The sequence below is a fragment of the Nocardia sp. genome, assembly GCF_025465275.1.
In the GTDB taxonomy this organism is placed as follows: Bacteria; Actinomycetota; Actinomycetes; order Mycobacteriales; family Mycobacteriaceae; genus Nocardia.
On the sequence record NZ_JAODNK010000072.1, the window covers coordinates 112099 to 127058 of the forward strand.

General features: G+C 65.0%; 14 protein-coding genes. 9 read left to right on the forward strand and 5 right to left on the reverse strand.

Features of this window, described 5'->3' with window-relative positions; translation table 11 throughout:
- Nucleotides 1-11: 11 nt before the first annotated feature.
- Together JWN03_RS16470 and JWN03_RS16475 are read left to right on the forward strand one after the other, a co-directional pair.
- Nucleotides 12-944: a DUF7064 domain-containing protein gene (locus JWN03_RS16470; RefSeq protein WP_297615408.1), complete on the forward strand. Its 933-nt coding sequence runs from the start codon at nt 12-14 to the stop codon at nt 942-944.
- Nucleotides 941-1975, forward strand: coding sequence for a phosphotransferase family protein (locus JWN03_RS16475; RefSeq protein WP_297615410.1), 1035 nt, complete (start codon nt 941-943; stop codon nt 1973-1975). The genes JWN03_RS16470 and JWN03_RS16475 overlap by 4 nt, the downstream gene beginning before the upstream one ends.
- 101 nt (nt 1976-2076) lie before the next feature.
- On the opposite strand, the gene JWN03_RS16480 is transcribed toward JWN03_RS16475, so the two are convergent.
- Entirely contained in the window at nt 2077-2961 is an 885-nt protein-coding gene (locus tag JWN03_RS16480) for an SDR family oxidoreductase (protein WP_297615412.1), read from the reverse strand.
- 202 nt (nt 2962-3163) lie between these two features.
- Here JWN03_RS16480 and JWN03_RS16485 point away from each other — a divergent pair, with 202 nt between their 5' ends.
- Nucleotides 3164-4048 (forward strand): alpha/beta fold hydrolase, encoded by an 885-nt coding sequence (locus JWN03_RS16485; protein ID WP_297615414.1) that lies wholly within the window; start codon nt 3164-3166, stop codon nt 4046-4048.
- A 76-nt stretch (nt 4049-4124) separates the two neighbouring features.
- Here JWN03_RS16485 and JWN03_RS16490 read toward each other — a convergent pair whose 3' ends face one another.
- Nucleotides 4125-5093, reverse strand: coding sequence for an esterase/lipase family protein (locus tag JWN03_RS16490; RefSeq protein ID WP_297615416.1), 969 nt, complete (start codon nt 5091-5093; stop codon nt 4125-4127).
- Nucleotides 5094-5319: 226 nt separating this feature from the next.
- Here JWN03_RS16490 and JWN03_RS16495 point away from each other — a divergent pair, with 226 nt between their 5' ends.
- The 3 genes from JWN03_RS16495 to JWN03_RS16505 all read left to right on the forward strand — a co-directional run bounded on the left by JWN03_RS16495 (nt 5320) and on the right by JWN03_RS16505 (nt 8857).
- The gene (locus JWN03_RS16495; RefSeq protein WP_297615418.1) at nt 5320-6300 is read left to right on the forward strand and encodes a quinone oxidoreductase family protein; all 981 of its coding nucleotides are present in this window, start codon (nt 5320-5322) and stop codon (nt 6298-6300) included.
- A 22-nt stretch (nt 6301-6322) separates the two neighbouring features.
- Nucleotides 6323-7102 (forward strand): enoyl-CoA hydratase/isomerase family protein, encoded by a 780-nt coding sequence (locus JWN03_RS16500; protein ID WP_297615421.1) that lies wholly within the window; start codon nt 6323-6325, stop codon nt 7100-7102.
- A 75-nt stretch (nt 7103-7177) separates the two neighbouring features.
- A complete protein-coding gene (locus tag JWN03_RS16505; RefSeq protein WP_297615422.1) occupies nt 7178-8857 on the forward strand; it encodes an AMP-binding protein in 1680 nt (559 codons plus the stop codon).
- 36 nt (nt 8858-8893) lie between these two features.
- Here the strand turns inward: JWN03_RS16505 and JWN03_RS16510 are convergent, their stop codons facing one another.
- Nucleotides 8894-9307: a MaoC family dehydratase gene (locus tag JWN03_RS16510; protein ID WP_297615424.1), complete on the reverse strand. Its 414-nt coding sequence runs from the start codon at nt 9305-9307 to the stop codon at nt 8894-8896.
- Nucleotides 9304-9756: an FAS1-like dehydratase domain-containing protein gene (locus JWN03_RS16515; RefSeq protein WP_297615426.1), complete on the reverse strand. Its 453-nt coding sequence runs from the start codon at nt 9754-9756 to the stop codon at nt 9304-9306. The genes JWN03_RS16510 and JWN03_RS16515 overlap by 4 nt, the downstream gene beginning before the upstream one ends.
- Before the next feature lie 72 nt (nt 9757-9828).
- Here JWN03_RS16515 and JWN03_RS16520 point away from each other — a divergent pair, with 72 nt between their 5' ends.
- Nucleotides 9829-11004, forward strand: a complete 1176-nt coding sequence (locus JWN03_RS16520) for an acyl-CoA dehydrogenase family protein (RefSeq protein WP_297615428.1) — start codon at nt 9829-9831, stop codon at nt 11002-11004.
- Between the two features lie 2 nt (nt 11005-11006).
- Nucleotides 11007-12944 (forward strand): AMP-binding protein, encoded by a 1938-nt coding sequence (locus tag JWN03_RS16525; protein ID WP_297615430.1) that lies wholly within the window; start codon nt 11007-11009, stop codon nt 12942-12944.
- A gap of 52 nt (nt 12945-12996) precedes the next feature.
- On the opposite strand, the gene JWN03_RS16530 is transcribed toward JWN03_RS16525, so the two are convergent.
- Nucleotides 12997-13773, reverse strand: a complete 777-nt coding sequence (locus JWN03_RS16530) for a FadR/GntR family transcriptional regulator (RefSeq protein ID WP_297615432.1) — start codon at nt 13771-13773, stop codon at nt 12997-12999.
- 106 nt (nt 13774-13879) lie between these two features.
- Between JWN03_RS16530 and JWN03_RS16535 the strand changes: the two genes are divergently transcribed.
- Complete coding sequence (locus JWN03_RS16535; RefSeq protein WP_297615460.1) at nt 13880-14956, forward strand: acyl-CoA dehydrogenase family protein; 1077 nt, start codon at nt 13880-13882, stop codon at nt 14954-14956.
- The last annotated feature ends 4 nt before the right edge of the window (nt 14957-14960 follow it).

Genomic DNA, 14960 nt, shown 5'->3' on the forward strand with positions numbered 1-14960 from the left:
GGCCTCGACCGATGACGACCCTCGGCGACCTCGCCTCCGGCTTCGGCCCGCAAGACGACCTGCGGCACCGACCGGCCCCCGGTGGCAGGATGCGAGACTCTCTGTTCTGGCAGATGACAATGCCCGATGAGCAACTCGGTCTGCAGATCTATCTGTATCTGACGGACCGCGGCAAGACGGGCTACAACGTGGTGGTCTGGGGACCGGACGACAAGCCGATCGCCCGCGAGCTCGCCGCCGGATCGATTCCGCACGAGATGGACTTCGACGATTTCGAATTCGAGGGGCTCACGGTCGCGCAGCCGCAACTACGCCGCACCGCGCAGGTCGGTTTCGCCGCCGGAGATGTGCGGCTCGAATACAACTTCGAAGCCATTCACGACGCGTTCAGCTACCACCAGAATCCGGATGGCTTGCCGACGTGGTTCGCCGAGAACCGGCTCGAGCAGACCGGCCACGTCACCGGCTTCCTGGAGGTCGGCGACCGCCGCATCGAATTGGATCGCAAGGGCCATCGCGATCATTCGTGGGGACCTCGAAATTGGGGTGTGCCACACCACTGGAAGTGGATCATCGCCTATACCGAATCGGGTCGAGCGATCAACGGCTGGATCTGGATCGCAAAGGGCGAGTGGGGATTCGCCGGGTATGTCGTGAAAGACGGTGTCACGGTGCCGGTCTCCCATATCGAGGCGAAGACCGGCTACGACCCCGATATGGCGCAACGTAGCCTGGACGCGATATTCGTCGACATCACCGGCGGCCGCACCCATCTCACCCTGGAGCGGTTCGGCCTGTTCCGGCTGCCCACCAACGACCGGATGACCACCGTCATTTCCGAAGCGGCCTGCGCGGCGACCATCGATGGCGAACCCGGTGCCGGTCAGTTCGAAACCCATTGGCCCGCCGACTATCTCCAGCATCTCACGGAGGCGAACCGATGACGTGGGACTGGTCCCCCGTGACTCTCTCCGCGCTGGAACACTTCTTGAGTGAGCGGGGTATCGCTGATGGCCCGCTGGCAACCAAGCGCATCGGGGACGGTCACTCCAACCTCACCTTCCTGGTTTCGGACGGGCAGCGCCAGGTGGTGGTGCGACGCCCACCGCCACCGCCGGTTCCCGCCGGCGCGCACGACATGCTGAGGGAAGCGCGGCTGCTCGAGGGACTCGCGGATACCGCAGTACCAGTTCCCCGGGTGCTGGCGACCAGCGCGGCCGGCGAGGTCCTGAACGTGCCGTTCTACGTGATGAGCCATGTGACCGGCCCCGTCATCACCACCGCCACACCTGACGAACTCGCCGCACCCGCCGACCGTCGTCGCCTCGGCGAGACGCTGATCGACACACTGGTCGCCTTACACGAGATCGATTGGCGTGCAGCCGGACTGGGCGATCTAGGCCGTCCGGACGGATTCAACGAACGACACCTGCGCCGGATGGCGCGCCTCGTCGCGGATGCCGACGGCCGGCCGCCCACCGAATTCGCCGATATTACCGAGTGGTTGACCGCCCACGTTCCCGCCGAATCGGGAGCGACGATCATCCACAACGACTTTCGCATCGGCAACGTCATCGCCGCGCCGACCGCGCCCGCACGCATCGCCGCGGTGCTGGATTGGGAGCTGGCCACAATCGGCGACCCCCTATTCGACGTGGGGTATTTTCTGGCGTGCTACCCGTCCGCAGGCGAACCACTCACGCCCACAGCGGAACTCGGCACCGCCTGCCTCGAGGACGGTTACCCGACCCGTGCCGAACTGGCGGCCCGGTACGCCACGGCTACCGGACGGAGTCTGGCAAATCTGAACTGGTACATCACGCTGGCCCAGTGGAAACTGGCGGTACTTTACGAGTACGGTCGCCGACGCGCGGTGTCCGGAGTGGGCGACCCCTACTACAAGGACGAGGCACTGGTGCGATCGTTTCTCGATGCGGCCCGTGCGGCCGCCGGCCTCACCCACTCGGAAGGCTGATCAGGAGGCCGCTGCAAACTACCTGCTGTAGACGTACATATGGCGCGACGCGGAACAAATGTTCCGCGTCGCGCCGTACGTGTGGCCGAGATGCGAAGTCGTCAGGGCTTTCCAGCCACCTCGGACAGGATCGACGGCAATGCGGCGCGGTGAAAACCGTTGTACGCCTGGTTATTACGAACCGGCTGCAGATCCCACCAGCCCCGACGCGCATTGGGCGCACCGCCGTCGATCCGAATGCACGAGCCGGTGATGAAGCTCGCCGCCGGCGACAGTAGGAAGACGATGGCCGCCGATACCTCGGACTCGGTGCCGAACCGCTGCAACGGAATACCCGTGACGACCTCGTTCTGGATGAACGAGGTGTCCTTGTCGTCGTAGGTGTCCAGGCCGCTCGACGCGATCGAACCCGGCGCGACGGTATTCACCCGCACGCCCGACTCGGCCCATTCGGTGGCCGCGCATTCACTCAAGGTCAACATGCCGCCGCGGGACGCCGCGGAGTGGGAGAAGCCGGGCCATCCGTGCCAGATATCGGCGATCATGTTCACGATCGCGCCGCCGTTGTCTGCCATCCAGCGGTTGTAGACCTCCCGCATCACAATGAAGCCGCCGGTCAGATTGCTGCGCACCACGGCCTCGAAGCCCCTGGTCTTGATCGTCTTCAATTCGGCACGATACTGACCGCCCGCGTTGTTGACCAGTCCGTCGATGCGTCCATGCTCCGCCAGAATCGTGTCGATCGTCTGCGCGACAGTCTCCTCGTCACGGATATCTGACACATACGTGGATACCGATCCGCCATCGTTCTCGATCTCGTCCCTGACCCGCCGCAACTTCTCCTCGGATCGCCCGACAATCGCCACGTGGGCGCCGAGTTGCGCGAGTTCATGTGCGGTACACCGCCCGATGCCACTGCCACCGCCGGTGACGATGACGACCTGGCCCCGGAACAACCCGGGTTGATAGATGGAGTCATATGACATGACATGCGGCCTTTCATTCCCGTCGACACAGATGTACATCAGTCGATGCGCAAATGTATCATCGGGCGCGGACTCCGGGCAATGGCGAACACAGCAGAACACTGTCGCATCTTCGGATTGAAGGTATTATGGTCATACCTTATGGCGCCCCGTTGTGGACCGCCTGCCGACAAAGTCGTCTTCCCGGCGAGGAGAAGCCCGAATGCCCACCAATACATTCATGCCTACGAATACGTTCACGTTCCACGGACGCAACGGCACCGATCTCGTCGGCTATCGCTGGGATCCGGCGGGCCAGCCGATTGCCGCGATCGAGATCGTGCACGGCATGGGCGAACACGCACTCCGCTACGGCGAGTTCGCGAATGCGCTGACCGCTGCCGGCTTCGTCGTCTACGCCTACGACCAGCGCGGACACGGAGCCTCGGCCACCGCGGACTTCGGCGACCTCGGCAAGGGCGGCTGGCCGGCGCTGGTGGAGGAGATCGGCTATTTCGGCGACTTCATTCACGCCCAGGACCCTGGACTGCCTTTGGGCTTGGTCGCGCACAGCATGGGTTCCTTTGCCACCCAACAGTTCCTGCTCACCGGCAGCGCCATCGCGGACGCAGTGGCTCTCACCGGCACCGCGGCCATCGACCTACTCGAACCCGCCCTCGACCTCGACGCCCCACTGGACCTGGCCATGTTCAATGCCGCCTTCCAACCACAGCGCACCGACTTCGACTGGCTCAGCCGCGACGACGCCATCGTGGACGCCTACATCGCCGACCCGAAATGCGGTGGGGGCGTGGACACCGACTCGGCGAAGGCCATGTTCCTCGGATCCCGTGCACTCGCTGACCCCGCCCGGGTCGCGGCCATCCGATCCGACCTGCCCATCTATCTCGCCGTGGGCGATATGGATCCGGTCAATGCTGGACTGGCGCTGTTCCAGCCCCTGACCGATCGGCTGCTCGCTGCGGGCATCAAGGACCTCACCGTTCGGGTGTATCACGATGCGCGGCACGAGATCCTCAACGAGACCAACCGCGACGAGATCATCGGCGAGCTGGTCGCGTGGCTGAGTGACCGGCTGAGTAGCTGAGTAGTCAGCGCCCCCAACCGATCCCGGCGCCCCAGCACCGGCTGAGATGGCGGGATCTGCTTGGGCCCAGATGTTCCTAGCTCGCGAACGGTACGGCGTAAGTGGGAAGCTCGGGTTCCTCCGAGACCCAGTGTCCGGGATTTATCAACCCATCAGTCAAGGCCGCGAGCGTCTTCGGGAACTCCGCGAGCCCCGCCGGATCCAGGCCGGGAAGGACCGTTTCGGCACACGCCGAAGCGTTGATCCGGGAAGGGTCGGCCGGTCCGTCATGCGTCAACGCGTCCAAGACGAGCCGGTAGGACACGGCGTCGACCAAATAGGTGCCATGGTCCACGACTCGGCCCGGACACACATCTTGGATCATGATCGTCCGCCCGCCCGGCAACGTACTGGCTGCGGGCTGGGGAAAGACGACCTCGTCGTCTAACGAACCGATCGACGTGAACGCCGTGCCAGTGGGCAATGGAGCGTTCTTGAACCCGGTAGTGAGCTTCGAATTCGTTCCCAACTGCCAGGAAATCGGCGAGCACGACCCAGCGGCACACAAACCATCTGCCAGGGCGGTGCCGTTCATCGGTCCCGCGAAACTGATGACGTCGGAGGTCGACCTCGCAATGTCGGGCCAGAACTTCGCGATCCACACCGCCATCAGCCCGGCTTGGCTGTGTCCGAGTATCGCGATCGGCTGACCGGAGACCCGATACGCATACCGCGCGGCGTATACCGCGTACTCGGCGGAAGCCGCGAAGCTGCCCAGGGCGCGGTCCGGCAGGCTCACCGAGCACACCCCGAAACCGGCATCGGGAAGCGCCTTTTCATAGTTCCAGGACCAAACCTCCTGTGCGGTCCCACCGGTCCCGTGCAGCAGCAGCACGGTCTTGCGCGTGCCCGACATCGCACCGGCGTCGCACTGCACGGCGTCCGCCATTTGTTGCTCGGCAACGGTCAATGCGGGACCCGATTCGTCGGCCGCGCTCGGCGGCGCACCCATCCAGACGAATCCGAGACCCAGGACAAGTGTCGCCGCGGAACGAGCCATACGCATGAAGGAACTCCAGAAATATTCAGAATCCGGCAATCAAAGTGACGGGCGTCACGTTGCACTGGCACAATATAGATATGGTCAGACCTATCAGTCAATAGTGCCCCCGCCGATCATCCTCATCGATCAACATCCGCCACTCACCTAGGACTTCCACCTGGAAGAAGTATGGCTTGCGCGTTTCAGGGGCTCAAGTTAAGGTCTAATGGTAAGACCATTAGGAGGTAGGATGCGCGCAGCAATGCTCCATGAATTCGGCGGGCCGGACGTGCTGCGGTTCGATTCGACGGATGATCCGGAGCCCCGACCGGGCTGGGTCACCGTGCGATTGAAGGCCGCCGCGCTCAACTGGCACGACGTGCTCGTTCGCCAAGGCAAATACGCCTCGCCGCTGCCGCACATTCTCGGCGCCGACGGCGCCGGCATCCGAGCTGATACAGGCGAGGCGGTGCTGGTGCTTCCTTCGATGTGGTGGGGAGACAACGAATCCGCCCCCGACTCCCAGTGGCAGATCCTCGGCGACAATCACCGCGGGACCTACGCGGAGCAGGTCAGCGTCCCCATCGAGTGCGTCGCACCCAAACCACCCGAACTGACATGGGAACAATCCGCTGCCCTGCCGCTGGTCGGCCTCACGGTCTTTCGTGCGCTGTTTACCAGGGGCCGCCTCGCGGCAGGCGAGAACCTCCTGGTCCTCGGGGCGGGCGGCGGCGTCGCGACAATGGCCGTGCTACTCGCATCGGCAATCGGCGCGAACGTCACGGTGACGTCCTCGTCCGAAGTGAAAATCGGGCAGGCCATCGACCTCGGGGCCGCGAACGGACTGCGGTACGACGACCCCGAGTGGCCCAGCGCAGCACGGAAACTGGCCCCCGGCGGACACGGCTTCGACCTCGTCCTGGATTCGGTGGGCACCTGGGAACAATCCCTCGCAGCCCTCCGCCCAGGGGGCCGTCTCGTGGTGCTGGGGGCGTCGCGCAGCGAGGTCGCGACACTCGATATTCGGCCGTATTACTTCGGTCAGTACGAACTCATCGGCACGACGATGGGCAGCCCGCACGATTTCGCCGGGCTCCTGCACCTACTCCGGACGCACAACGTCGAGCCGATGCCGATCAGCACCGTCTATCCCCTCGCGGAGGCCGCGGCGGCGCACGAATTCCTCGAATGCGGAAAAGGTTTCGGGAAAGTCGTCCTCCGCAATGACTGACCCGCTCTCCGAAGGGACTCCCATGCAATCCTTGGTTCGGTACGAGGAGGACGGCGGTATCGCGGTGATCACCCTCGACCACCCCCAATCCCGCAATGCGCTCGGCGACGACCTGCTCGATCAGCTGATCGATGCATTCGAGCGCGCCGCGGCGGCGGAATCAGTGCGGGTTGTGGTCCTGACCTCGTCACATGATCGGATCTTTTCGGCGGGCGGCGACCTCAAAGCCTTCGCGGGAGAGACCCCGACCATCCGCAAATATGCCGGGCTGGACAGGTTTCCACGGCTTTATCAACTGATCGGCGGCCTCGGCAAACCGGTCATCTGCGCCGCGAACGGGGATGTGCTGGCCGGCGCCTTCGGCCTGGCGCTGGCCTGCGATCTCATTCTCGCCAAGGAGTCCGTCCGTTTCGGCTGCCCCGAAATCAATGTCGGCGTCTTTCCCTTCATGATCTCCGCGCTGATCTATCGAAATATCGGGCGCATGCGCGCCAACGAACTGATGATGCTCGGCGATACCATCTCGGCCGGCGAGGCGTTCGAACTCGGCATAGTCAACCGCGTTCTACCCGCAGCAGAGTTCGACGACACCGTTCGAGCCTGGGCCACCCGGCTCGCTGGTAAATCCCCGCTGCTCATGCGACTGGGCAAGGACGCGATCAACGCGACCAGAGATCTGTCACTGCCCGCGGCGCTCGAGGCTCTGCGCGCACAGTTGGCGCTCGCCTTCACCACCGAAGACATCTCCGAGGGCGTCGCCGCCTTCCGCGAAAAACGCGAGCCCGTGTGGCGGCTCCGTTGACCTTACGGTCAGACCATTCTATTATCGGCCCAAACCAGCTCGGCGTGCTACCGCTGATATCTCGAAGGACATCTCATGACCATCGCCTCGGTGACCGACCGCTTCTCGGAAGAGGACATCCGGCACTTCTACGCCACCGGGCAGTGGCACCGGGAGAATCTGTTCGACATACTCGAAGCCCAGGCCGCCGCTCAGCCCGACCATGTATTCCTCACCGATGACACCTCGTCACTGACCTTCCGCGAATTGCGCGACCGAGCGGTGGGACTCGCCGTCGGACTGCGGCGACACGGGATCGGGCCCGGCGATCGGGTCTCCGCACAGATCCCGAACTGGACGGAATTCGCGACTATCAGCGCGGCGCTGTCCCGGCTCGGGGCCATCCTCGTGCCGATCATGCCGATCTACCGGCGCGACGAGGTCCGCTATGTGCTCGATACCGCCGACGTTCGAATCGCGATCTGCCCCAACAGCTTCAAGAAGTTCGAGTATCTGGAGATGTACCGCGGGCTGCGCGACGAATTGCCCGGCCTCGCGGAGATCGTGGTGTTGCGCAGCACCGACGTGCCCACCGATGTGATCCGCTTCGAGTCACTCGTCGCCGAAATCGAACCCGCGGCCGCCCACGCCGAACTCGGCCCTGCAGCAGGACCGGACGAGCCGTTCCTGATCGTCTATACGAGCGGCACGACATCGCGGCCGAAAGGCTGTGTGCACACTTTCAACACTTATGCCTGCGCCGCCCGGCTGTTGGCGAAGGCCTTCGCCTACACGGCACAGGACGTCCAGTTCGGCCCCTCCCCCATCACGCATACGACCGGCCTGGTGACGAGCGTGATTCTGCCGCTCATCCACGGCGCCGCATCGCATCTCATGGAAGCGTGGGACCCCAAGCGCGGCATGGACCAGATCCGCAAACACGGCTGCACCGCGGTCGTATGCGCCACCACGTTCCTGCAAATGCTCATGGATACATACGATTCCGAGACTGATGACATCAGCAGTATGCGCATCTGGGTGGCGGCCGGGTCGCCGATTCCCGGCAACGTCGTCGAGCGGGCCACGAAGCTGCTCCCGACAATGCGGGTACTCAGCCTGTACGGGCGGTCGGAGAATCTGAGCACGACTGTCTGCGCGGTCGACGACGACCCAGCACGATCAGTGACCTCGGATGGCCGAGCGCTGCCGCTGCAATCGGTTCGCATCGTGGATCAGGCCGGCAACGAGGTGCCTCGCGGTGAGGAGGGCGATATCGCCTACAAGGGTGCAATGCACATGCTCGAATATCTCGACCAGCCCGAGGAGACCGCGGCGCTGTTCACCGCGAACGGCTACTCCCGCTCGGGCGACCTCGGGCAGATGGACGCAGATGGGTTCATTCGAGTCACCGGCCGCACCAAGGACATCGTCATCCGCGGCGGCCTCAATATCAGCGTCCGCGAGATCGAGGACCTGCTCACCGCGCATCCTGGCGTGCGAGCCGTGGCCGTGGTCGGAATGCCCGACCTCAAGCTCGGCGAGGCGGTCTGCTGCTATCTCGTACCGTTGGATCCGGTGCACCCCCTCACGCTCGTAGAAATCAAGAAATACCTGCTCGATGCCGGTTTGGCCGTGCAGAAGGTGCCGCAGCGACTCGAGATTGCCAATGAGCTGCCCATGACCGCCACCGGCAAGATCCAGAAGCACATACTGCGCACGCAGATCGCCGAGCAGCTCGGGGCAGGAGAACACGAATCGGGCGGTGCGCATCGATAAGCGCACCGCCCGATTCGTGTTCCGCGAGAGACCCTTTCAGCCGTCCACTACAACGGCCGCCTTCCCCGCAACCACCGGTTTGCCGTTCCGTGTCGCCTCCAGATCGAGCTGCGCCAACCGCATTTCACCTTGCTGCCTGATCGAGATGACCACACCACCGAAAGTCAATACGTCGCCGACAAATACCGGTGCGACGAAACGAATTTCGAACTCGCGAACATGTTCGACACCGAAACTGTCCGACAGCCAGCCCGCCAGCATCCCGGCCTGCAGTTGCCCCATCGACACGATCGCGGGGAACCCAGCCGCGTGTGCCACCTGGCCATCGTGGTGGAGTGGGTTGAAATCACCACCGGCACCGGCAAACCGGACCACATCGGTCAACGTCAGCGGGCCGATCGTCCGCGTGGGATGCGCCTGTCCCACCAGGGTTCGCACCGGTGTCCTCATTCCTTGCTTCCTCTCTCGATCAACACTTCCTCCTGCGTGAGAATCGTTGCGCCGGTGACGTCTCGGTACTCGGTCTCGAGCGTGACGATGCGCATCGCCCCACCTCGCCTGCCTTCCCGAGTCTCATCGGCGACCACCCGGCGGATCCCGCGCAGCGAGTCACCGGCAGTCAATGGCCGCACATACCGCCATCGCACCGAGCCGACTACGACTCGCTCCATCCGCAGACCCAGCTTCTCGACGAATCCGCGCTGGTCTCGTTGGTGCCCGGCGACCACACTGTGCGTCAGCGTCGCCGGAATCGAATCGAATCCCGCTGCCACAGCCGACTTTTCGTCTATATGAACCAGGTCTTCGGTGCCGGTCGCGCGGGCGAACTCACCGATCTTGCCGCGCTCGACCACATAGTCCACTTCGTCGACGATCGCGCCGAGCTCGAGCTCAGCCATACCAATCTCCCAGGATGTCGTTTTGGACTGACCTATAGTATTATTGCACCACTGAATGGAGGAGTATCAATCATGAACCTGGCCGACGCCCCGGACGAGGCGCAGTTCCGCGAGGAAGTCCGAAACTGGTTGGCCGCGACGCTGCCCACCCTCCCCTGGCCTGAGCCGGTGGACCTGGTCGGCAAGGTGCCCTTCTGGCAGCAGTGGCAACGAGTGCTGTACGACGCCGGATACGCCGGTCTGACGTGGCCGAAGAAGTACGGCGGCCACGGCGCCGATGTGATTCGCCGGGCCATCTTCACCGAGGAGCTCGATCGAGCGGGTGCACCGGAACGCCTGAACACCATCGGCGAGGACTTCGCCGGTCCGACCATTGTCGACTTCGGCACCGAAGCACAGAAGGAGCGGTTCCTCCGCCCGATCCTTACCGGCGAGGAGATCTGGTGCCAGCTGTTCTCCGAACCCGACGCGGGCTCGGACCTGGCGTCGTTGCGCACCAAGGCGACTCGCGTCGAGGGCGGGTGGTTGATCAACGGTCAGAAGATCTGGACCAGCCGCGCGCACATCGCCGCGCATGCGATCCTGCTGGCCCGCACCGGCGGCGGACCCCGGCACAAGGGGATCACCTTCTTCCTGCTGCCGATCGACAGCGCCGGCGTCACCGTGCGGCCCCTGGCCCACATGCTGGGCGAGGCTGAATTCAACGAAGTCTTCCTCGATAATGTGTTCATCCCCGACGACCTCGTCGTCGGCGAGGTCGACGGCGGCTGGCGGGTCGCGATGGGCACGCTCGCCTATGAACGGGTCGCGATCGCGACCGGCCGGGTGAACACCAAACGGGCGGTCGACGAGGTCATCGCCGACATCGCGACCATGACCGACGAGATGGGACGCCCGCTCGGGCAGCGTCCCGCCGTCCGGCAACAGGCGGCCGACCTCTACGCACGCGCCCTCGTGCACTATCTCATCGGTCAGCGCGTCATCGCGCTGGCCGCCGACGACGGCCCGCCCGGGCCGGTGACCTCGATCGGCAAGCTGTACTTCTGCCCGCTGGTGGAGGACCTGACCGACTTCCGGCTGTCGCTCGAGCCGCTCGGCGGCCAGCTGGCGGTCGAGGATCCCGAACAGCACGCCGCGAAATGGCTACGGCTGGCCTATCAGGCCCGGGGCACCGCGATCGCCGGCGGATCCACCTTCATCCAGCGCAATATCGTCGCCGAGCGCATGCTCGAAATGCCAAGGAGCTGACCGTGTCCGACTACACCTGGATGCCCACCGAGGACTACATCGAGAACGCGAATGTGACGCGCCTGGCACGCACGAACGGACTGGCCTCGCTACCGGAATTGCGGGCGCGTTCGGTCGCCGATGTCCGGTGGTATTGGGACGCGGTCGTCCACGACCTCGGTCTGCCTTTTCGGGAGCCCTATCGGGAGGTGCTCGATATCTCCCACGGCGTCGAGTATCCGGATTGGTTCGTCGGGGGCCGGATCAACATCGTCGACGGCTGCCTGCAGCGTTGGCTGACCGACCCGGTATCGGCACAGCGCACCGCGGTGGTGCACGAAACCGAGGACGGCGCCACTCGCACACTCACCTACCGAGAGCTGGCGGCCGAGGTCGAACAGGCCGCCGCGGGGCTGCGCGCCATCGGCGTCCACAAGGGTGACGCGGTGGCGTTGTACCTGCCGATGATTCCGGAAGCGGTGGTCGCGCTGTATGCGATCGCCTACCTGGGAGCCGTTGTAGTGCCGCTGTTTTCGGGATTCGCTGCGAATGCGATCGCATCCCGGATCCAAGATGCCGAGGCGGAGGTCGTCATCGTCGCCGATGGGACCGTGCGCCGGGGCAAGAAGCTCGCGATGAAGCCATTCCTCGACGAGGCGCTGAAATCCTGTCCGGCCGTCCGACATGTGGTGGTCGTCGACAATCTGGAACAGCACACTCCGCTCGGCGCCGACGAGACCGCATGGAGCGACCTGCTCACAACGGGCGGTACGCCAGGACCCAGCGAAGCACTCGACCCGTCGGACCCGCTGCTGCTCGGCTACACCTCGGGTACCACCGGCAAGCCGAAGGGCGCCGTTCATACCCACGCCGGGTTCCTCGTCAAAACCGCGAGCGAGGTCGCGTATTCGTTCGATCTGGGACCGGGTGGTGTCTTCTGCTGGATCACCGATATGGGCTGGATCATGGGTCCGCTGTCCATCGTCGGCACGCACGCGAATGCCGGCACGCTGGTGCTCTACGAAGGCTCGCCCGATGTTCCGGATCGAAATCGGTTGTGGCACCTGGCCGAACGGCATGAGGTCACGATGCTCGGCGTCTCCCCCACTCTGATCCGCACGCTGCGCACCGGCACCGACTCGGTACCCGCCGAAATCAACCTGTCCTCGGTCCACACCGTCGGATCGACCGGCGAACCGTGGGACCCGGACTCGTATGAATGGCTCGCCCGCGATGTCTTCGGCAGCCGGGTTCCCGTGATCAACTTCTCCGGCGGCACCGAGGTCGGGGGTTCATTCCTGGCCCCCTACCCGGTCGAGGCGATCCACAGCTGCTCACTGGGCGGGCCGTCGCTGGGCATGGACGTCGATGTGGTCGATCCGAACGGACAGCCTGTTCGCGGGGAGCCCGGCGAACTCGTCTGCAGGCAGCCGTGGCCATCGATGACCCGCGGTATCTGGAAGGACGACGAGCGCTATCTCGAGGCTTACTGGTCCACCTTCCCCGGACTGTGGCGGCATGGCGATTACGCACTCGTCGACGACGGACAGTGGTACATCCGCGGCCGCTCCGACGACGTCATGAACATCGCGGGCAAGCGGCTCGCCGCCGCGGAGGTCGAGGCGGCAATGGCTACCCACCCCGCCGTGTCGGAGGCCGCGGCGATCGGGGTCCCCGATCCGAAGAAGGGCGAGGCGGTGTGGGCATTCTGGGTGCCGCGCGCCGACTGCACCGAGGACGTGTCGGCGGAGCTGGTGCGCATCGTCGCCGACGAACTGGGGAAGCCGTTCGCGCCCAGCGCGGTTCACCAGGTGTCGCGCCTGCCCAAGACCAGGTCGGCCAAGATCCTGCGCCGCGCCATCCGGGCAGCGGTGCTCGGTATCGATCCCGGCGACCTGTCCGGCGCCGAGAATCCCGACGCGCTCGACGAGATCCGTGCGGTGGTCGGTGACTGGAAATAGGCGATCGAACCTCGGCCGACATCACGGCTCGGCGAGGATGCCCGGGAATCCGCTAGGCATCCTCGCCGAGGGGGATGGACGTGCGGTTCTCGTATTCGAGCACGCTCTTGGCGTAGGTATGCACGTGGCGGGTCATCCGCCGCGCGGCGGCCTCGGGGTCCTGGTCCCGAATTGCTTTGGTCACCGACCGATGGGCGCGCAAGGTCGTGCCGCGCACGTCCTCGGTCACGAAACCCTCGTTCGCGGTGGCGGTGTAGATCGCTCGCGACAGCGCCATCATCAGACCGGTCAGCAGTTCGTTATGACTCGCGGAGGCCACCGCGACATGCCAGTCGACGTTCGCTTGCAGGAACGCGGTCAGGTCCTCCCCGGCGTCGGCAATGGCATCGTTGGCCGCGCCCAAGGCAACCAGATCACTGTCGGTTCGATGCGCCGCGGCCAGCTGGGCGCAGAAGGGTTCGATGGCCTCGCGGGTTTCGAGCAGTGCGGCCAGCCGGATCTGCTGTCCGCGGATCACCAGTCCGACGGAATCAGCGACCGACTTCTCACCGGGCCGCTGTACGAAGGCGCCGCCACCGCGCCCCGCCTTGATCCGCACGAACCCCTGAACCTCGAGGATCCGCAACGCTTCTCGCACGGTGGTGCGGCTCATCCGAGTCTGGACAACGAGCTCCCGCTCGGGCGGCAGCGGCGCGTTGTCCACGAACTCGCCACTGAGGATGCGTTCACGCAGCTCGGTAGCGAGCACATCCGAGGCCTTGGGCACCTGCATCGGCGCAAGCCGAATCGTGGAACGCCCCTTGGTACCACCGGTGGTGGCTGCCGGCATCCTGTTTCCCCAATCTCTGGTCTAACGGTCAGACCTGAATATAACACCCGTGACCTTTGCAAACGGGCATCGGTCGTCCACCCGCACGATCGAGAGGGCAAGAGGCATGCGCTGGGAACTGTCTGAAGAACAAGAACTGTTTCGGGAATCCTTCGCCGGGTGGCTGGACCGTTTCGCCCCACCCGAGTCCACGCGCCACTGGGCCGATTCCGCCGATCCCTCGGCCTTCGACGGAAGCTTCAGCGCAGCCGGGTGGTCCGCCACCGGATTTCCCGAGGAGATCGGCGGCGTGGGCGGCGGACTTCTCGAACTCGCCCTTGCCGCTGAGGAATTGGGCCGCCGGGCGGCGCCGTCAGCGACCTGGCTGGCATCGGCCCTCGCGATCCCGCTACTGCCCACCGACATCTCGACTGCGGCGCTGGCCGGTGAGACCGTGGTCGCGCTGGCCGTGAATGCTTCACATGCCCCCGACGTGGCGAGTGCCTTTCCCGTCACCGAGCGCGGCACGATCTCCGGCGAAGTGACCAGTGTCCTCGCAGCCGACCGTGCCGCCCGGCTGATCGTGCCGGTACAAAGTTCCGAAGGAACGAGGCTCTACCTGGTCGACGCCCACAGCGCGGGCGTATCGATCACACCACGCGCCCTGCTGGACCGTACGCGCAGTGCCGCCGATATCCGGCTGACCGATGTCGCGGGCACCCTTTTGGACTGTGACGCCCAGGCGTGCCTCACTACCGCGTCACTGCGTGCGGCGGTGCTGGTCGCCGCGGATGCACTCGGCGCCATGGAGCGCATGCTCGATTCGGCGGTCGCCTACAGCAAAACGCGGCACCAGTTCGGCGTGCCCATCGGATCGTTCCAGGCCGTAAAGCACGCCGCCGCAACGATGCTGGTGTCCGTGGAGGCGGGCCGATCGATCGCATACTTCGCAGCGACCTCGGTCGACGAGGGGCATCCGGACCGTGCGGTGCATGCCGCCGCGGCGAAGGCACAGGTGACGGCAGCAGCCGCAGCGGCGGCGGACAGCGCGCTGACACTGCACGGTGCGATCGGCTACACCTGGGAACACGACCTGCACCTCTATTACAAGAGGGCCAAGCTCGACCAGCATCTCTTCGGATCGCCGTCGGCCTGGAACGATCGGATCGCCGATCTGCTCCCACTGCTCCCGGCCGCGTCCTGACGTT